Origin of the sequence: Rhodococcus sp. Leaf247 (genome assembly GCF_001426185.1) — a bacterium.
Lineage (GTDB): Bacteria > Actinomycetota > Actinomycetes > Mycobacteriales > Mycobacteriaceae > Rhodococcoides.
In genome coordinates, this window is the sequence record NZ_LMRP01000003.1 from 450,279 (window position 1) to 469,217 (window position 18,939).

Consider the following 18,939-nt stretch of genomic DNA (forward strand, 5'->3'; position numbering starts at 1 on the left):
ACCTGGAGACGTGGCCACTATTTCCGGGCATCGTGAACCGACCGGGCCCAAGTTGGCGGAGTTCGCGTCGACGCTGCCGTTCCCGCTCGACCCATTCCAGATACGCGCCTGCACCGCCCTCGAGGACGGACACGGAGTGCTGGTGTGCGCGCCCACGGGCGCGGGCAAGACCGTCGTCGGTGAGTTCGCCGTCCATCTCGCGCTGACCAGCGGCGCCAAGTGTTTCTACACGACGCCCATCAAGGCCCTGAGCAACCAGAAGTACGCCGAGCTGGTCGCCCGCTACGGCAAGGGCTACGTCGGTTTGTTGACAGGTGATCAGAGCATCAATTCCGACGCCCCGATCGTCATCATGACGACCGAGGTGCTGCGCAACATGCTGTACGCGGAATCGCCTGCGCTGCGCGGTCTTTCGCACGTGGTCATGGACGAGGTGCACTATCTCGCCGACCGGTTCCGCGGGGCCGTGTGGGAAGAGGTGATCCTGCATCTGTCCGAGGACGTGCGGTTGGTGAGCCTGTCGGCCACCGTGAGCAATGCCGAGGAGTTCGGCGCCTGGATGGAGACGGTGCGCGGCAACACCACCGTGGTGGTCGACGAGACCCGTCCCGTTCCCCTCTGGCAGCACATCCTCGTCGGACGCCGACTATTCGACCTGTTCGACGTCGAGGCGAACAACGGGGCCCCCGGCGGAGTCGTCGTGGACAAGAATCTGGTCCGCCACGTCAAGGAACGCGTCCAGGCCGAGCGGATGGGGTCGTGGGAGGCACCGCGAGGGCGTGGTCCCCGATCGGGGCGTGGGGGCGGGCGACCCGGCCGACCGGAAAGTCGACCCATCCCTCGACCCGACGTGATCAAGCTGCTGGACGAGGAAGGCCTGCTTCCGGCCATCACGTTCATCTTCAGCCGCGCGGGCTGCGACGGTGCCGTCAACCAGTGTCTGCGATCGGGACTGCGACTGACGTCCGAGGAGCAGGCGCAGGTGATCGGCGAGGTGATCGACCGACACACCGCCGAGATTCCTCGCAGTGACCTCGAGGTCCTGGGGTACTGGGAGTGGCGGGACGCGCTCGAGCGCGGCATTGCCGCACACCACGCCGGCATGCTTCCCGTCTTCCGCCACACCGTCGAGGAACTGTTCGTGCGAGGACTCGTGCGAGCGGTGTTCGCGACCGAGACGTTGGCCCTCGGCATCAACATGCCTGCCCGCACCGTCGTGTTGGAACGACTGGTCAAGTTCAACGGGGAGACGCACGCCAACCTGTCGGCGGGGGAGTACACCCAGCTCACCGGCAGGGCGGGCCGCCGAGGAATCGACGTCGAGGGTCACGCCGTCGTCCTGTGGCAGTCGGGTGTCGAGCCCACCGAAGTGGCCGGCCTGGCGTCCACTCGCACCTTTCCGCTGCGCAGTTCGTTCCGGCCGTCGTACAACATGGCGGTCAACCTGGTCGATCGGATGGGTGTCGACGCGTCCCGCATGTTGCTCGAGCGGTCGTTCGCGCAGTACCAGGCCGACGCGTCGGTCGTGAGTCTGGTGCGGGGCATCGAGAAGAACGAGGCCACCAGGACGCAACTGCTGAGCAAGCTCGGCGGCGCCGACTCGCCGTACGTGGAGTACACGAACCTGCGTGCACGACTAAAGGACCGCGAACGCGAACTGGAACGTCAGGGCCGTAGCGACCGTCGCAACGACGCGGTCACCTCACTGGTCTCGCTCCGCCGTGGCGACGTCATCTCGATACCGTCCGGTCGCCGTTCGGGCCTGGCGGTCGTGTTGGAGACGGACGCGAATGCGGTCGACCCGCGACCGTTGGTGCTCACGGAGGACAAGTGGGCAGGTCGTGTGTCGTCCGCGGACTTCCCGACTCCCGTGTCCGCGTTGGGGCACATGCGTCTGCCACGACACGTCGACCACCGGACCGCGCGCACCCGTCGCGATCTGGCGTCGGCGCTGCGGGGAACCGGCATCACCCCGCCGGGACGCGGTCGTCGGCACCAGTCGTCTGCCGGAGACGATCGCGAACTCGGTGTCCTGCGTCGCGCCGTCCGCTCGCATCCGTGCCACACCTGGCCGGACCGAGAGCACCTCGCACGGCTGGCCGAGAAGTACAGCAGAGTGGAACGCGACACCGAGTCGATGCGCCAGAAGGTCGCCTCGACGACCAACTCGTTGGCGCGGACGTTCGACCGCATCCTGGAACTGCTGACCGAACGCGGCTATCTCGCGGCCGGGGCGGACGGCGACGTCGCCGTCACCGAGCGGGGCTCGAAGCTCGGTCGCATCTACTCCGAGTCGGACCTGCTCGTCGCCGAGTGCCTGGCCGAGGGCATCTGGCGGGGACTCGGACCGGCGGAGTTGGCCGCCGTGGTGTCCACGGTGGTGTACGAATCGCGTCAGGACGGTGAGAGTTCGGAACAGGGCCCGACCGGCAACATCCGACATGCGCTCTCCCGCACGGTGGCCGCGTGGCACGACCTGCGCGCCGACGAGATCCGGTTGAAACTGCCTCCCACGCGTGAGCCCGACACCGGCTTCGCGCTCGCCGTCTACAAGTGGGCCCGTAAGGAATCTCTCGAGGACGTGCTGTTCGCTGCCGGTCAGCAAGGCCGCGCGTTGTCGGGAGGCGACTTCGTCCGGTGGTGCCGCCAGGTCATCGATCTGCTGGACCAGATCCGGTCGGCGTCGCCCGACGACGAGGTGACGGCGACAGCGACGAAGGCGATCTCGGCCATACGGCGCGGAGTCGTCGCCGTGGATGCCGCATGATGAACATGTCCGACGCGGCTACCGTGTCTCCGACACCCTGCACGACGACCAGTTCGACAACCCGATACCACCGGAGGCGACGATGAGCGGCCCGTACAACCCCGACGAACGGTCCTCGTCCCCTGACCCCGACCAGACCGGCCAGTACCCCGCTGGTCAGTATCGCGGTGGCCAGTACCCCGCCGGTCAGTACCCCAGTGGCCAGAACGCGTACGGGCAGGATCCCTACGGTCAGCAGCAGGCCTATGGTCAGCAACCCCAGGGTCAGCAACCCCAGTACGGCCAGCCTCAGTATGGACAACAGCCGTACGGCCAACCCCAGTACGGGCAGCAGCCCTACGGCCAGCAGCCCCAGTACGGGCAGCAACCGTACGGGCAGCAACCCTACGGATATCAGCAGCCGCAGCAGGGGTACCCGCAGGGCAATCAGCAGTGGAACGCCACGCCGCCGGCCAAGTCGTCGAAGGTGCCGTTCATCGTCGGCGGGGTCGTGATCGCGGTCATCGTCGCGGCGGGTGTGGTCTACGGCGTGACGACGCTGGGCGGGGACACGTTCGACAACTCGGCCGTGCAGGACGGCGTCGCGAGGATCGTCACCCAGTCGTTCGGCGCGATCGACGTGTCCGACGTGTCGTGCCCGTCCGGCCAGAAGGTCGAGACCGGCGCCATCTTCACGTGCGACCTGACGGTCGACGGCGAATCGCGGTCCGTCACCGTGACGGTGAAGGACGACCAGGGCACGTACGAGGTGGGTCGTCCCCAGTAAGTCCTACCGGGCCATGGCCTTGATCAGTCGACCGATCGAGTTCTGAGCACCGAGGTCCTCGGCGATGGCAGTCAACCGCGGCAGATCGACGGGTTCGCGCGGAATGGCGTCGGATCGCGAGAACATGATGTCCGCGTCGGTGACCACGCGTACGACGGGGAGCGCCGCCTCGATGTAGTCGCGTGCGGCCATGATCTTGGCGCGTACTCCGGCGGCCATCTCCTTGTCGCCCGAGTCCGCCGCCGCCAGGATCGCCTCGAGCGAGCCGAATCGTGTCATGAGTGACGACGCGGTCTTCTCGCCGATTCCCTTGACTCCGGGCAGACCGTCGGACGAATCCCCACGCAGGAGAGCCAGTTCCGCGTATCCGGGGCCCGGTCGGTCGGCCGGTACGCCGTAGCGCTCCGCCACTTCGGCGGGCCCGAACAGTTCGGCCTTGGCCAGTCCCCGGCCTGCGTACAGGACGCGCACCGGCACCGGGTCGTCCGAGACCACCTGCAGCAGATCGCGATCGCCGCTGACGACGACCACCGGGTCGGTCCGCTCCGTGGCGGCGAGCGTGCCCAGGACGTCGTCCGCCTCGAGCCCTTCGGCTCCGGCTGTCGCGATGCCCGCCGCCTCGAGAATTTCGAGAATGAGGTTCACCTGCGGCCCGAGGGCGTCGGGTGCCTCCTCGGCATCGGGACCGGAGTCGGACACCTCGAGTACGCGGTGCGCCTTGTACGACGGGACCAGGTCCACACGGAACGTCGGGCGCCAGTCCAGGTCGAGGCAGACGGCGAGTCGGGTCGCACCGGTGCGGGTGATCAACGAGGCGACCATGTCGGTGAAGCCGCGCACGGCGTTCACAGGCCTGCCGTCGGGCGAGGTCATCGACTCGGGCACTCCGTGAAAGGCGCGGAACCACAGGCTTGCCGCGTCGAGGAGAAGTACCGTGTCGCTGTTCTCGGCCGTCATGCGCCACATCCTGCCGCATCGGATGTCGCCACCGGTCGATAGCCTGGCGGTATGACCTCTCGGTTCCCCTCTTCCGTGTATCGCACTCGACTCGACCGGGCGGCCGCTCTCGCCGCCGAGGCCGGTCTCGACGCCCTTCTCATCACGCCCGGGCCGGACCTGCGCTACCTCCTCGGGTCTCGCGCAGAGTCGTTCGAGCGGTTGACGTGCCTGGTGATTCCCGCCGACGGGACGCCGGCGTCTGTCGTCGTGCCCCGCATCGAGCTGGCCGCGCTGAAGGATTCGGCAGCCGCCGAACTGGGGATCGAGCTGCGCGACTGGGTGGACGGGGTGAACCCGCACGGCCTGGTGGCCTCGCTGCTTCCGAGCCCCGCACGCACAGCCGTCACGGACGCGATGCCGGCGCTGCATCTGATCCCGCTCGCCGACGCCCTGAGCGCACTGCCCGTCCTCGCGACACCGGTTCTGCGCGAGCTGCGTATGACAAAGGACGACGCGGAGATCGGCGCACTCCGCACCGCGGGTGCGGCGATCGACCGCGTGCACGCGCGAATGGGGGAGTTCCTCGCGGCCGGCCGGACGGAAGCGGAGGTGGCAGCGGATATCTCGGCCGCCATCCTCGAGGAGGGGCATACCGAGGCGGCGTTTGTCATCGTCGGCTCGGGGCCGCACGGCGCCGATCCGCACCACGAGGTGTCCGAACGCGTCATCGAGGAGGGCGACGTGGTGGTCATCGACATCGGCGGTCCGGTCGAGCCCGGCTACAACTCCGACTCAACGCGGACCTACAGCATCGGCGAGCCGACGGACGCCGTTGCGGCGACCGTGGCGGTCCTCGAACGCGCACAGCAGGCAGCCGTCGATGCAGTTCGTCCCGGGGTCACCGCAGAGGCGATCGACGCCGCGGCGCGCGACATCCTGGTGGACGCCGGGTACGGCGACGTCTTCGTGCACCGCACCGGGCACGGTATCGGCCTGTCGGTGCACGAGGAGCCGTACATCGTGGCGGGCAACGACATTCCGCTCGAGGTGGGGATGGCTTTCAGCATCGAGCCGGGGGTCTACTTCACCGGCGAGTGGGGCGCTCGCATCGAGGACATCGTCGTCGTGACGCCGGAGGGCTGCGAGTCGGTCAACACGCGTCCGCACGGTCTGACCGTGCTGCCGGTCCGATGAGCCTCGACCTGCTCGCCGCGCTGCGGCGCGAGGGTGACCGCCTGGCGTCGATGCCGGTGGACGCCTTGTCGTCGCCCGTGCCGACCGTGCCGGGATGGACGGTCGAGCACGTGGTCCGTCACACGGGCAAGGTCCATCGGTGGGCGAACGCGGTAATCCTGGCGGGGCCGGGCGCGGACACCGGCGCGGTGGCGAAGAGTCAGGTCGAGTCGTTGCCGAAGGGCCCCGACTGCCTTCCCGCCTATCGGGCGGCGCTGGACTCTGTCGTCGCCACGTTCGAGCAGGTCGATCCGGAGTCGACCGTGGAGACTTTCGTGGGCGCCCGGACGGCCGCCTGGTGGCTCCGGCGGCAGGCACACGAGGTCGCGGTGCATCGGATCGACGCCGCCGACGCCGTACACGCCGCCGGGGGACCGGCGCCCGAAGCCATGGATCCCGAGGCGGCCGCGGACGCCGTGGCCGAGCTGACGGAGGTGCAGTATCCGCACCGGTTGCTTCTAGACCGTCTGACGCCCGACTCGATCGGGCGCACGGTGCACGTGCACGGCACGGATGTCGACGACCTCGAATGGACCTTCACCCTCGGCGCCGACGGCCTCGCCAGTACGCGCGGGCACGGGAAAGCCGATGTGGCGCTGCGGGGTACGGCAGAGCACCTGCTGCTGGTGCTCTGCCGTCGTCGACCTCTCGACGTGGTCACCGTCTTCGGTGATACCTCGGTCGCGGAGTCACTGCTCGACGCGTCCCGTTTCTGACCTCACTTCACGAAGTCGAGAAGTGCCGCGTTGACCTCCTGGTAGTGGGTCCACAGGAGGCCGTGCGGTGCACCGTCGACCTCGACGTAGGTCGCCTCGGGGAAGGCGTCGTGGAACGGGCGACCGGTCGAGTCGATCGGCAGGATGTTGTCCGCGGTGCCGTGCAGGATCAGCGTCGGCTTGCCCGACTCCCGGACGGTCTGCACGTCGGCGCGGAAGTCGGTGAGCCATGTCGGGACCACCGCGTATGCCGCGACGGGGGCGCTCGATGCGGCGACGTTCCAGCTGTTGCGCACGGCGGCCTCGCTGATGCGCGTGCCGAGGGTGTCGTCCAAGTTGTAGAAGTCCTTGTAGAACGCGTCGAACCATGCGAAGCGGTCGCCCCTGGCAGCCTCCTCGATGCCGTCGAACACGGACTGCGGGACGCCCGTGGGGTTGTCGTCGGTCTGCAGCAGGAACGGTTCGAGCGACGCGAGGAAGGCGAACTTGGCGACGCGATCGGTGCCGTAGCGGCCGGCGTAGCGCGCCAGTTCCCCTGTGCCCATGGAGAAGCCGACGAGGATGACGTCGCGGAGGTCGAGTGCTTCCAGGACTTCGTTCAGGTCCGAGGCGAAGGTGTCGTAGTCGTACCCCTCGGTGGTCTTGCTCGACTGTCCGAACCCGCGCCGGTCGTAGGTGACGACGCGATAGCCGGCGTCCAGAAGGGCGGCCGACTGCCGTTCCCAGGAGTGTCCGTCGAGCGGGTAGCCGTGGATCAGGACGACGGGTTGTCCGGTGCCGTGGTCCTCGTAGTAGACCTCGACGGGTGTGCTGTTCTCGGTACCGACTGTGATGTGAGCCATGGCCTTATGGCGCCTTTCGACTGATGTGATCGAACGGGACACGAATCGAGAACGATCGTTCTCGGCTCGTGTCGCCTACAGTAGAGAACGATGGTTCTCACCGCAAGTGTTCGACCGAACGGAGGAGCGATGGAACCCGACGACCGCGCCCGCATCCTGACGGCGGCCGACAGGTTGTTCTATGCCCGCGGCATCCAGAGCGTCGGCATGGACGAACTGCGCTCTGCCGCCGGCGTGCCGCTGAAGCGTCTCTACGCCCAGTTCCCGTCCAAGGCGGCGATCGTGGCCGGCGTCCTGGACGGCCGCACCGCTGTGTGGAATACCCGCATCGACCAGGCAGAGGCGGCGCACGAGTCACCGCGGGAGAAAATTCTTGCCATCTTCGACTTCCTCGACGACTGGTTCGCCGAGGACGACTTCCGCGGATGCGCGTTCATCAACTCGTTCGGTGAACTGGGGGCGACGATGCCCGCGGTGTCCGACGCCGCACGCACGCACAAGCTGGCCTTCATCGACCACGTCACCGAACTGGCCGTGGCATCGGGGCATCCACCGGGCGTGGGCCTGCAGATCGCGCTGCTCGCCGAGGGCGCGCAGACCACCGCGGCCATCACCCGGTCGGGCGAGACGGCGCGAGCTGCCAAGGCCGCCGCGGCGCGCTTGCTGGACTGACTCAGTCCCGCAGGGACTGGGACCCGAGCACGCGGGTCACGGTGATCTCGATGACCACTCGCTCCGGGTTCTCCCGCGGTGTCCGGTACCGCTGTGCGTAGCGGTTCTCGGCGTCCCGCACGCTGTCGGCATCCCGCAGGATCCGTGCCGGACCCTCCAACGTCAGCCACCGGGCGCCGTCCACCTGGGTGACGGCCCCGTACGCGCCGCGCTCGGCGTTACGAACCTTCTGCGACCCCTCCCGCGTGATCACCCGAGCCAGTCCGGCCTCGGCGTCCCACGTGAATCCCACCGCGACGACGTGCGGCGTACCGTCCGGCCGCTTCGTCGCCAGGGTCGCGAGATGACGCTCGGTGAGGAACGTGCCGGCGTCGGCATTGAGCGAGGAGGGGGTGGCGGGCATGACCGTCACGATAATCGAGGACACTTGACTACGTGACTCGCCACTCGGTCGAACCTTCCGCGCCAGGAACCCTTCTCCTCCTCGGCGGCCGCAGCGACATCGGTCTCGAGATCGCGGCACGGATGGCACCCGGCAGACATGTCGTGCTGGCTGCGCGCCGGTCGTCGGACCTGGACGACGAGACAGCCCGCGTGCTGGCTGCCGGCGCAGGATCGGTGGCGACCGCCGAGTTCGACGCCGACCGGGTCGACACCCACGAGCAGTTCGTGGCGGACGTCGTCCGCGAGCACGGACCGCTCGACACGGCGGTACTGGCCTTCGGCATCCTCGGCGACCAGACACGAGCAGAGACGGACGCTGCCCATGCCGTCGCCGTCGTGCACACCGATTACGTCGCCCAGGTCAGCATGCTGACGCATCTCGCGACGGTCATGCGAGCCCGCGGATCGGGACGGCTGGTCGTGTTCTCCTCGGTTGCCGGAGCGCGGGTGCGCCGAGCGAACTACGTCTACGGGTCCGCGAAGGCCGGACTCGACGGGTTCGCATCCGGACTGGCAGATGCCCTGCACGGCAGTGGGGTCCGTCTGATCCTGGCGCGGCCGGGCTTCGTCGTCGGGCGGATGACCGAGGGCATGTCCCCGGCCCCGATGTCCAGCACGCCGGGGCAGGTGGCCGACGCGGTCGTGTCCGCCCTGGCGTCGCGCAAGGACGTGGTGTGGATTCCCGGCCGACTGCGGCCCGTGTTCTTCGTCATGCGTCTCCTGCCCCGTGCCGTGTGGCGCCGGATGCCACGATGACGACCGACGTGATCGATGTCGTCGGCATCGGCGCGGACGGGTGGAACGGCCTGGCTCCCGCGTCCCGCAACGCCGTCGACACCGCGGACGTGGTGTTCGGCTCCGCACGCCAACTGGAGGCACTCGGATCACTCGATGCGCAGCGGGTCGCCTGGCCGACTCCCTTGATCCCCGCGATGCAGGAACTCCTCGCGGTGCACTCCGGCCGACGCCGGTGCGTACTCGCCAGCGGCGACCCGATGTTCCACGGAATCGGCGTGACGCTCGTCCGGCTACTGGGTGCCGACGCCGTCCGCGTCTTCCCGCACCCCTCGTCGGCGTCGCTGGCCTGCGCACGCCTGGGATGGGCGCTGCACGATGTCGAAGTCGTGTCGGTCGTGGCCCGACCCGTCGAGTCGGTCCTGCCCGCGTTGACGGACGGCCGACGAGTGCTGGTGCTCAGCGAAGGCGCCGAGACCGTCGGATCGCTGTCGAAGCTGTTGACGGACAACGGTTTCGCCGAGTCGACGATGATGGTCCTCGAGCAGCTGGGGGGACCGGAGGAGCAGGTGCGCACCGCACCGGTCGATACCTGGCGGGGCGCGTCCGACGTGGACCCGCTGAACGTGATCGGTCTCGACGTGCGTCACGCCGGTCCACGCCTGACCCGTGTCGCCGGATTGAGCGACGCTGCCTACATCGGCGACGGTCAGCTGACCAAGAGTGAGGTACGTGCTCTGACGATCAGTGCCCTCGCCCCCGCGCCGGGGGAGCGCTTGTGGGATGTGGGCGGGGGATCGGGAAGCATCGCGATCGAGTGGATGCGGACGCATCCGAGTTGCCGGGCCGACGCCTTCGAGAGGGTGGAGAGTCGCTCCGAGACCATCCGCACCAATGCCTTCGCGCTCGGCGTGCCGGCACTGACCGTGCGCGGACCCGCACCCGACAGTTTCGCCGATGCCCCACGGCCCGACGCCGTGTTCGTCGGCGGCGGCGTCACGCAACCGGGAATGCTGGACGCGTGCTGGGACGCGCTGGGGCACGGTGGCAGGCTCGTCGCGAATGCCGTCACTGCCGAGTCGGAAGCGCTGCTGCTGCAGTGGTACTCACGTCACGGCGGATCCCTCCGACGACTGCAGGTCCATCGAGGAGAACCCCTCGGCGGATTCACCGGATGGCGTCCCCAGATGCCCGTCACTCAATGGATCGTCCGCAAGACCCGGCAGGAGAACTAGGTGACCGTCAGATTCCTCGGTGCGGGACCCGGCGCTGCCGATCTCGTCACCGTGCGGGCCGCTCGCATCATCGCGACCAGCCCCGTGTGCTTGTACGCCGGTTCGCTGGTGCCTCGCGAACTGCTGGACACGTGCCCACCCGATGCGCGCGTCGTCGACACCGCCCGGATGACCCTCGATGCCATCGTCGACGAGTTGATCACCGCCACTCGCGCGGGACTCGATGTCGCGCGCGTCCACTCGGGTGATCCGTCGTTGTACAGCGCGGTAGCCGAGCAGGCCCGGAGGCTCGACGCCGCCGGAGTCGACTACGAGATCGTTCCCGGTGTCCCGGCCTTCGCCGCCGCGGCTGCCGCGCTCGGGCGAGAACTCACGGTGCCCGGGATCTCACAGAGTGTCGTCCTGACACGCATTTCCACCCTGTCGACGGCCATGCCCGACGGTGAGGACCTCCCCACCCTGGCGCAGAGCGGGGCAACGTTGGTGATCCACCTGGGCGCTCGGCAGATCCACACCATCGTCGAGCAGTTGAGCCCTCACTACGGAACCGACTGTCCCGCAGCGGTAGTCGCGTTCGCGAGCCGAGCCGACGAGGTCATCGTGCGCGGCACCCTGGCCGACATCGCCGACGCGACGGTAGCCGCCGGAATCGTGAAGACGGCTGTCGTCGTCGTCGGGCGAGTCCTGTCCGCGGAAGGCTTCCCGGACAGCTTCCTGTACTCGGCTGCCCGCCGGCGGCTGGATCACTAGGGTCGTCGCTGCCGGTAAGGTCGCCCGAATGCATGTTCTGGTTCTCGGTGGCACATCCGAAGCACGTCAACTGGCCGCGCGGCTCGACGGAGTACACGGAACGACCGTGACGTCATCGCTGGCGGGCCGCGTCGCCGATCCCGTCCTCCCTGTCGGCGAGGTACGTGTCGGCGGCTTCGGCGGCGTCGACGGACTGACCACCTGGTTGACCGAGAACGAGATCACGCACGTCGTCGATGCGACTCATCCGTACTCGGTGACGATGACGGAGCACGCCGTGCAGGCGTGCGCGAACGCGGGACTTCCTCTCGTGGTGCTGCACCGGGCGCCGTGGCGGCCGTTGGCCGAGGATTCGTGGATCACGGTTCCCTCCATGGAAGCCGCTGCGGATGCCCTCACGGAGCGGCCCGCCCTCACCCGGATCCTGCTGACCATCGGACGCCAGGGCGTGCACTACTTCGCACATCTGACGGACCAGCACTTCATCGTGCGGTGCATCGACGCACCCGAGGGCGAGGTGCCGGAGCATTCGAGCATCCTCGAGGCACGCGGTCCGTTCGATCTGGCGGGCGAGAGCGAACTGCTCGACGAACACCGCATCGAGGCTCTGGTCAGCAAGAACAGCGGCGGAAAGCTGACCTCCGCCAAGCTTCAAGCCGCTCGCGAGCGCGGAATTCCGGTGATCATGGTGGATCGTCCCCCGGTGCCCGAGGGCGTCGACGTCGTGTCGACGGTCGACGCGTGCGCCACCTGGCTACGGACGCGCCGCGACGCCGGCAGTGGACGTGACGGTCAGGTCGCTCCCGTAACGCCGTGAGGTGAACACCCGAGGACCGTCGGGAGTGTGATCGACCGTGGTGGTCGACGCACCGACGATGAGAAGGCACCGCATGTCGATGCTCGACGCGTCGAGATCGCCGAGACGCACGACGGTGACCGACTCCTCGGGCCCTGAGACGTCGCGACCGATCACGACGGGGGTGTCGGGTCCGCGGTGCTCGAGCACCATCGTCTTGAGAGCCTCGACCTGCCAGGTCCGGGTCCGCGACGCCGGGTTGTAGACGGCGAAGGCCATGTCGGCGGCCGCCACTGCGCGAATGCGCCGCTCGACGACGTCCCACGGCTTCAGGCGGTCGGAGAGTGAGATGACGGCGTAGTCGTGGCCCAGGGGAGCACCCACCCGGCTGGCGACGGCGTTGGCGGCGGTGACACCGGGGCACACGCGCACCGGGACCGAGCGCCAGCGCTCCTGAGCTGCGACTTCGAGGACGGCCGACGCCATCGCGAAGACTCCCGGATCTCCCGAGGAGACCACCACGACACGTGAGCCGCGCGATGCCAGATCCAGCGCCATCTCGGCACGCTCGGACTCCACCTTGTTGTCGCTGGCGTGCCGACGCTGTCCGGGACGCGTCGGAACGCGGTCGATGTACGTCGTGTAGCCGACCAGATCGGTGGCGTGCGCCAACTCCTCGCGCACCTCCGGCGTGGTCCATGCGTCGGCGCCCGGGCCGAGTCCGACGACGACGACCTCACCCGACGGTGCCGGGTCGCGGACGACGTACGACGGACTCGAGACGACGGCGATGGAGAAGTAGGGAACATCGGTGGCGTCCTCGGCGGCGAGCACCCGCTCGCCGACGGTGCTCGCGCGCTCGACGTACCGGGCCTCGGCAAGCTTCCCGCTGTCGCGAAGTGCTTCGCGCACAGCGGGGTACGTACGACCCAGTTTCAGGATCGCCGCCGAGTCGGTGTCCCGCAGTCGCCTGGTGAGCTCGGCCTGCGGAAGCGTGCCGGGAAGGATGGTGAGGACTTCCTCGCCCTCGACCAGCGGCTCACCCACGGCGGCGGATGCGGCGCTCACCGACGTCACGCCAGGAATGACCTCGGTCTCGAATCGGTGCGCCAACCGGACGTGCATGTGCTGGTACGAGCTGTAGAACATGGGGTCGCCGGCTGCCAACAGAGCCACCGAGCGGCCCGCCTCGAGGTGAGCCGCCAGACGTTCGGAGGCCTCGACGTAGAAGTCCGCGAGCGCTCCGTCGTACCCGCCGGGGTGGTCGGTGCCCTCGGTGGTCACGGGGTAGACGAGGTGCTCCTCGATCTGCCCCTCGCGCAGGTACGGCTCAGCGGTACGCCGCGAGATGCTCTTGCCGTGGCGGGCGCTGTGGAACGCGACGACATCGGCGTCGGAAATGACCCGGGCGGCTTTGACCGTGACCAGTTCGGGGTCACCGGGACCGATACCGACGCCCCAGAGCTTTCCGGTCATTCCTTCTCCGTCGCAATCGCATTGACAGCAGCAGCCGCGATGGCACTGCCGCCTCGACGACCGAGGACCAGCAGGTGATCGAGTCCCAGACCCGACGCCACCAGATCGTCCTTCGACTCTGCGGCGCCGATGAATCCGACCGGGCCACCGAGAATCGCGGACGGACGCGGCGCTCCGTCCTTGATCAGTTCCATGAGTCGGAAGAGCGCTGTGGGCGCGTTCCCGATGGCGACGACGGCGCCATCGAGGTGATCGACCCACAGGTCGACGGCGGCGGCAGTACGGGTGGTGCCACGGTCACGTGCCATCTCGGGAACATCGGGTGCGTTCAGGGTGCAGATGACCTCGTTGTCCGCCGGGAGCCGTCGGCGCGTGATGCCCGACGCGACCATGGTGGCGTCGCAGAGGATGGGGGCGCCCGCACGTAGCGCAGCACGGCCCTTTGCCACGACATCGGCGGTCGACGCGATGGACTGCGCCAGATTCACTTCTCCGCACGCGTGGATCATGCGCACGACGACCTGCGCCACATCGTCGGAGAACGCCGACAGGTCGGCTTCTGCTCGGATGGTCGCGAAGGAGCGCCGGTAGATCTCGTCGCCGTCGCGAATGTAGTCGTGCATGGCTCCACGATAGGGGTCACGACGGTGGGACTCGCTCGTACCCCTCGTCGGTCGCAACCACGTCGGTGACCTCGCCGCGGGGTCGGCCGCACCGGCGCTCGCACCCCACCCAGTGCTCCCGGCCGTCGCCCACCTCGCCGTTCTGCACGGCGGCGTCGAGATCGGCGCGCACGTCGGAGTGCGACTTCGCGCAGCCGGGAGAGCCGACGCACGAGCTCGCCCGGACCCACGGCGATTCCGCGTCGAAGATCAGACCCATCGGGGCCAGCACGCGCACGACCTGCTCGGCGACGCCCTCGTCGAGATCGACGAGCACAATTCCGCGCCACGGCGTGACGTGGATGGGCTTCTCGACGGCCGCGAGGAAGAGTGCGGTGCGGGCCGGCAGCACACCGTGAGCGAGGGCGGCGCCGAGCGCGACGGTGGCGTCGTCCTGCACGAACCACCCGATCGGCGGCTCGACCGCAGTCTCGACGGCGACCCGCGGGTCGTCGCCGACAGCGTGATCGATGTGACCGAGCACGGCCTCCACGCCGTTCGGCATCTCCGCGATGCGCCAGTGCCCCAGCCGCTCGCGGCGGAATCCGCGCGCTGCATCGAGCATCACCGCGACCGCGTCCGCACGCCGCACCCGGACGCCGCTGTCGGCGCCCGCGAGGATGAGGGCGAAGGAATCTTCGCCGACGGCGTGGACACCGATGTCGGCACCGAAACCCGTCACGTCGCCGCGACCGTCGTCGAGGGAGAACAGCACCCGGCCCGGCAGTTCCGCCAGCTCGGGGTCACTCGTGAGCGAGGTGTCCAGCGACGACACGAGACCGCGGACGTCGGCCGTTCCGCCGAGCCGACCCGACAACGGTGAGGCCAGGATGTTGCGCACCCGCTCGTGGGTCTCCGACGGCAGCAGGCCCGCGGCCGCCAGACGGTCGGCCAGGTCGTCGGGATCGCGTACCGCGCGGAGCTGGATGTTGCCCCGGGAGGTGAGCACCAGTTCGCCGTCGGACAGGTCCGTCGACGCCGCCGCGAGCACGCCCATCTGCCCGGGGGTGAGCACACCGCCGGGCAGACGCACCCGCGCCAGCAGACCGTCCTTCGCCTCGTGCAGCTGGAGAGCCCCGGGGCAGGCGTCCCGCCTGCTCCTGTCCCCGACATCACTCATGCAGTCCAGGCTACGACGTACGATCACTGCGAAGCACCCCGGAAGCCGGTGAGACTCCGGCGCGGTCGCGCCACTGTGACTCCAGCATTCCTGGAGAAGTCAGACCTGGGGTGCACACTGACGCCGACGGGGCGCGAAAACCCCAGGGAAGGCTCCACCACCGTGATTCTGCTGCTCTCGACATCCGACACCGACCTGCTGAGCGCGCGTGCGTCCGGCGCCGAGTACCGCTGGGCCAACCCGTCCCGCATCCTCGTCGACGCCGACCTGCCGACGCTGATGGACGGCGTCGACCTGGTGATCGTGCGCATCCTCGGTGGGCGTCGGATGTGGGAGAGCGGTATCGACGCCGTACTCGGCGGTCCGGTACCCGTGGTCATGCTCGGCGGCGAGCAGGCCCCCGACGCCGAGTTGATGGAACTGTCGACGGTGCCCGCCAATGTGGCAGCGCAGGCGCACCAGTACCTGGCCGAGGGTGGCGCGGACAACCTCCGCGAGCTGTCGTGGTTCCTGTCGGACACCGTTCTGCTCACCGGTCACGGATTCGAGCCGCCCGCCCATCTCCCCACCTGGGGTGTGCTCCACACCCGTGCGAGCACGGGGTCGTCCGAGCCCACGATCGCCGTCCTGTACTACCGGGCCCAGCATCTCGCGGGCAATGTCGACTACATCCACGCGCTCTGCGAGGCCATCGAGGCGAAGGGCGCCCGCGCACTCCCGATCTACTGTGCGTCGTTGCGCAGCGCGGAGCCGGAACTGCTCGAGGCACTGCGCGAGGCCGACTCCATGATCGTGACCGTTCTCGCGGCCGGTGGCACCCGTCCGGCCAACGTGGGCGCCGGCGGTGACGACGAGGCATGGGACGTCGCGGAACTGGCTGCGCTCGACGTGCCGATCCTTCAGGGCCTGTGCCTCACCAGCTCCCGGTCGACGTGGGAGTCGAACGACGACGGGATGTCACCCCTGGATGTCGCGACCCAGGTCGCGGTGCCCGAGTTCGACGGTCGCATCATCACGGTGCCGTTCTCGTTCAAGGAGATCGACGCCGACGGCCTCAGCACGTACGTACCCGACCACGAGCGCTGTGCGCGTGTCGCCGGCATCGCGGTCCGGCACGCTCGACTGCGCCGAATTCCCGCAGCCGACAAGCGCATTGCGCTGATGCTGTCGGCATACCCCACCAAGCACGCGCGCATCGGCAACGCCGTCGGCCTGGACACGCCGGCATCGGCGATCAGGCTGCTGACACAGATGCGCGAGCACGGGTACGACATCGGCCCCGTCGACGGCGACGACGCGGTTCCGGGCCTGGCGGCACAGGACGGTGACGCCCTGATCCACGCGCTCATCGCCGCGGGTGGTCAGGATGCGGACTGGCTCACCGCCGAGCAACTCGAAGGCAACCCGATCCGCATTTCGGCTGCGCGCTACCGCCGGTGGTTCGACACGCTGCCGGAGGATCTCCGGTCCGGGGTGACCGAGCACTGGGGTGAGGCTCCCGGCGAGCTGTACGTCGACCGCTCGGCCGATCCCGAGGGCGAAATCGTCATCGCTGCTCTGCGATTCGAGAACGTCGTGCTGATGGTGCAGCCCCCACGCGGGTTCGGCGAGAACCCGGTGGCGATCTACCACGACCCGGACCTGCCGCCCAGCCACCACTATCTGGCCGCCTACCGGTGGCTCGCCGCCCCCGAGGAGGACGGCGGGTTCGCCGCCGACGCGGTCGTGCACCTGGGCAAGCACGGCAACCTCGAATGGCTGCCCGGCAAGACTCTCGGCATGTCCGCCTCGTGCGGCACCGATGCTGCGCTGGGCGATCTGCCGCTCATCTACCCGTTCCTGGTCAATGACCCGGGGGAGGGGACACAGGCCAAGCGTCGCGCGCACGCGACCCTGGTCGACCATCTGATACCTCCGATGGCGAGGGCCGAGAGCTACGGCGACATCACCCGCCTCGAGCAGTTGCTGGACGAGCACTCCAACATCTCGACCCTCGACCCGGCGAAGCTGCCGGCGATCCGTCAGCAGATCTGGACGCTGATGACGGCGGCGCAGATGCACAAGGATCTGGGGCTCGAGGAACGTCCGGACGAAGAGGTATTCGACGACATGCTTCTGCATGTCGACGGATGGCTGTGCGAGATCAAGGACGTCCAGATCCGTGACGGCCTGCACATCCTGGGGGAGTCACCGCGCGGTGAGGCCGAAGTCGATCTGGTTCTCGCCATGTTGCGAGCCCGGCAGATGTGGGGCGGCGAACGCACCGTTCCGGGTCTTCGTGAAGCGTTGGGACTCAGCGAGGACGGCGACGAGGCCCGCACGTCCGTGGACGCCGTCGAGGAACAGGCTCGAGGTCTGGTCGCGGCGCTGCATCGCGCCGACTGGTCTGTCGATGCCGTCGACGAGATCACTCACGGACTGCCCGACACGGTGGGGGACATCCTCCGGTTCGCTGCCACCGAGGTGGTGCCGCGACTGCGCGGCACCGACCAGGAAGTGCAGCGCGTTCTCCATGCTCTGAACGGTGGCTTCATTCCGGCCGGCCCCAGCGGATCACCGCTCCGTGGCCTCATCAACGTGCTGCCCACCGGGCGCAACTTCTACTCCGTCGACCCGAAGGCCGTGCCGTCGCGGCTGGCGTGGGAGACCGGCCAGGCGATGGCCGAGTCGCTGGTCGCCCGCTACCTGGCCGATCACGACGAGTACCCCCGATCCGTCGGTCTATCGGTCTGGGGAACCAGCGCGATGCGCACCTCCGGCGACGACATCGCCGAGGTGTTCGCCCTGCTCGGAGTCCTGCCGGTATGGGACGAAGCGTCACGACGCGTCACCCACCTCGAGCCGATCCCTCTGGACGAGCTCGGGCGTCCCCGCATCGACGTCACTGTGCGGATCAGCGGATTCTTCCGGGACGCGTTCCCCCACGTGCTGGCCATGATGGACGACGCGGTGCGCATGGTCGCGGGCCTGGACGAGACCGACGAGCAGAATTACGTGCGTGCGCACGCACAGGCGGACCTGGCCGAACACGGCGACGACCGCCGCGCCACCACCCGTATCTTCGGCTCGAAGCCCGGTACCTACGGCGCCGGATTGCTGCAGTTGATCGACAGCAAGAGCTGGCGGAGCGACGAGGATCTGGCGCAGGTCTATACGACCTGGGGCGGCTTCGCGTACGGCCGTGGGCTCAACGGTGTGCCGGCGTCCGACGACATGCGGTCCTCGTACCGCCGGATTGCGGTGGCGGCGAAGAACACCGATACCCGCGAACACGACATCGCCGACTCGGACGACTACTTCCAGTATCACGGCGGCATGGTCGCAACCGTGCGTGCTCTCACCGGCACCGCACCGGAGGCGTACATCGGCGACAGCACTCGGCCCGAGTCCGTGCGCACCCGAACGCTGCACGAAGAGACCTCGAGGGTGTTCCGCGCTCGCGTCGTCAACCCACGGTGGATGGACGCGATGCGTCGCCACGGCTACAAGGGCGCGTTCGAGATGGCGGCAACGGTCGACTACCTGTTCGGGTACGACGCCACCACCGGCGTCGTCCAGGACTGGATGTACGAGAAGCTGACGCAGGAATACGTCCTCGACGAGACCAACCGCAAGTTCATGTCCACGTCCAATCCCTGGGCACTGCACGGCATTTCGGAGCGTCTCCTCGAGGCGGTGGAGCGCGGGATGTGGGCAGAGCCCGATCCGGCGCTGTTGGCGGAGCTCCGATCGGTGTACCTCGAGACGGAAGGCGAGCTCGAGGGCGAGTGACGGCTTAGGCTGGCG

The 18,939-nt window shown here is 68.6% G+C and carries 16 protein-coding genes; 10 read left to right on the top strand and 6 right to left on the bottom strand.

The annotated features are described in order from the left end of the window. Nucleotides 1-10 precede the first annotated feature (10 nt). Nucleotides 11-2,767, top strand: a complete 2,757-nt coding sequence (locus ASG64_RS17415) for a DEAD/DEAH box helicase (protein WP_442971160.1) — start codon at nucleotides 11-13, stop codon at nucleotides 2,765-2,767. Beyond that, the gene (locus ASG64_RS17420) at nucleotides 2,757-3,533 is read left to right on the top strand and encodes a DUF4333 domain-containing protein (RefSeq protein WP_235579643.1); all 777 of its coding nucleotides are present in this window, start codon (nucleotides 2,757-2,759) and stop codon (nucleotides 3,531-3,533) included. Before ASG64_RS17415 ends, ASG64_RS17420 begins: the two co-directional genes overlap by 11 nt. 3 nt (nucleotides 3,534-3,536) lie before the next feature. On the opposite strand, the gene ASG64_RS17425 is transcribed toward ASG64_RS17420, so the two are convergent. After that, nucleotides 3,537-4,499 (bottom strand): 5'-3' exonuclease, encoded by a 963-nt coding sequence (locus ASG64_RS17425; RefSeq protein ID WP_056074839.1) that lies wholly within the window; start codon nucleotides 4,497-4,499, stop codon nucleotides 3,537-3,539. Nucleotides 4,500-4,541: 42 nt separating this feature from the next. On the opposite strand from ASG64_RS17425, the gene ASG64_RS17430 reads away from it, so the two are divergent. Further along, nucleotides 4,542-5,666, top strand: a complete 1,125-nt coding sequence (locus ASG64_RS17430; protein WP_042572468.1) for a M24 family metallopeptidase — start codon at nucleotides 4,542-4,544, stop codon at nucleotides 5,664-5,666. Further along, nucleotides 5,663-6,421: a maleylpyruvate isomerase family mycothiol-dependent enzyme gene (locus ASG64_RS17435; RefSeq protein ID WP_056074841.1), complete on the top strand. Its 759-nt coding sequence runs from the start codon at nucleotides 5,663-5,665 to the stop codon at nucleotides 6,419-6,421. Before ASG64_RS17430 ends, ASG64_RS17435 begins: the two co-directional genes overlap by 4 nt. 2 nt (nucleotides 6,422-6,423) lie before the next feature. Here the strand turns inward: ASG64_RS17435 and ASG64_RS17440 are convergent, their stop codons facing one another. Further along, a complete protein-coding gene (locus tag ASG64_RS17440; RefSeq protein WP_042572466.1) occupies nucleotides 6,424-7,263 on the bottom strand; it encodes an alpha/beta fold hydrolase in 840 nt (279 codons plus the stop codon). Between the two features lie 129 nt (nucleotides 7,264-7,392). Between ASG64_RS17440 and ASG64_RS17445 the strand changes: the two genes are divergently transcribed. Then, nucleotides 7,393-7,935, top strand: a complete 543-nt coding sequence (locus ASG64_RS17445; protein WP_082518571.1) for a TetR/AcrR family transcriptional regulator — start codon at nucleotides 7,393-7,395, stop codon at nucleotides 7,933-7,935. Between the two features lies 1 nt (nucleotide 7,936). Here the strand turns inward: ASG64_RS17445 and ASG64_RS17450 are convergent, their stop codons facing one another. After that, nucleotides 7,937-8,338, bottom strand: coding sequence for a PPOX class F420-dependent oxidoreductase (locus tag ASG64_RS17450; protein ID WP_042572510.1), 402 nt, complete (start codon nucleotides 8,336-8,338; stop codon nucleotides 7,937-7,939). A 32-nt stretch (nucleotides 8,339-8,370) separates the two neighbouring features. On the opposite strand from ASG64_RS17450, the gene ASG64_RS17455 reads away from it, so the two are divergent. The 4 genes from ASG64_RS17455 to ASG64_RS17470 are packed head-to-tail and all read left to right on the top strand — an operon-like array spanning nucleotide 8,371 to nucleotide 11,916. Beyond that, nucleotides 8,371-9,135, top strand: a complete 765-nt coding sequence (locus ASG64_RS17455; RefSeq protein ID WP_056074845.1) for an SDR family NAD(P)-dependent oxidoreductase — start codon at nucleotides 8,371-8,373, stop codon at nucleotides 9,133-9,135. Beyond that, nucleotides 9,132-10,349, top strand: coding sequence for a bifunctional cobalt-precorrin-7 (C(5))-methyltransferase/cobalt-precorrin-6B (C(15))-methyltransferase (locus ASG64_RS17460; RefSeq protein ID WP_056075186.1), 1,218 nt, complete (start codon nucleotides 9,132-9,134; stop codon nucleotides 10,347-10,349). Before ASG64_RS17455 ends, ASG64_RS17460 begins: the two co-directional genes overlap by 4 nt. After that, nucleotides 10,350-11,099, top strand: coding sequence for a precorrin-4 C(11)-methyltransferase (cobM, locus tag ASG64_RS17465; protein ID WP_056074847.1), 750 nt, complete (start codon nucleotides 10,350-10,352; stop codon nucleotides 11,097-11,099). It begins immediately after the preceding gene. A 28-nt stretch (nucleotides 11,100-11,127) separates the two neighbouring features. Then, a complete protein-coding gene (locus ASG64_RS17470; protein WP_056074850.1) occupies nucleotides 11,128-11,916 on the top strand; it encodes a cobalt-precorrin-6A reductase in 789 nt (262 codons plus the stop codon). On the opposite strand, the gene cobJ is transcribed toward ASG64_RS17470, so the two are convergent. Genes cobJ through cobG form a run of 3 tightly spaced genes read right to left on the bottom strand, consistent with a single transcriptional unit; the run spans nucleotide 11,854 to nucleotide 15,153 of the window. Next, nucleotides 11,854-13,371, bottom strand: coding sequence for a precorrin-3B C(17)-methyltransferase (gene cobJ / locus ASG64_RS17475; RefSeq protein ID WP_056074852.1), 1,518 nt, complete (start codon nucleotides 13,369-13,371; stop codon nucleotides 11,854-11,856). The genes ASG64_RS17470 and cobJ overlap by 63 nt on opposite strands. Further along, the gene (locus tag ASG64_RS17480) at nucleotides 13,368-13,994 is read right to left on the bottom strand and encodes a precorrin-8X methylmutase (RefSeq protein WP_056074855.1); all 627 of its coding nucleotides are present in this window, start codon (nucleotides 13,992-13,994) and stop codon (nucleotides 13,368-13,370) included. Before ASG64_RS17480 ends, cobJ begins: the two co-directional genes overlap by 4 nt. Nucleotides 13,995-14,010: 16 nt before the next feature. Continuing rightward, nucleotides 14,011-15,153, bottom strand: coding sequence for a precorrin-3B synthase (cobG, locus tag ASG64_RS17485; protein ID WP_056074856.1), 1,143 nt, complete (start codon nucleotides 15,151-15,153; stop codon nucleotides 14,011-14,013). Nucleotides 15,154-15,315: 162 nt separating this feature from the next. Between cobG and cobN the strand changes: the two genes are divergently transcribed. Continuing rightward, nucleotides 15,316-18,924, top strand: a complete 3,609-nt coding sequence (gene cobN, locus ASG64_RS17490; RefSeq protein WP_056074858.1) for a cobaltochelatase subunit CobN — start codon at nucleotides 15,316-15,318, stop codon at nucleotides 18,922-18,924. Nucleotides 18,925-18,939: the final 15 nt, after the last annotated feature.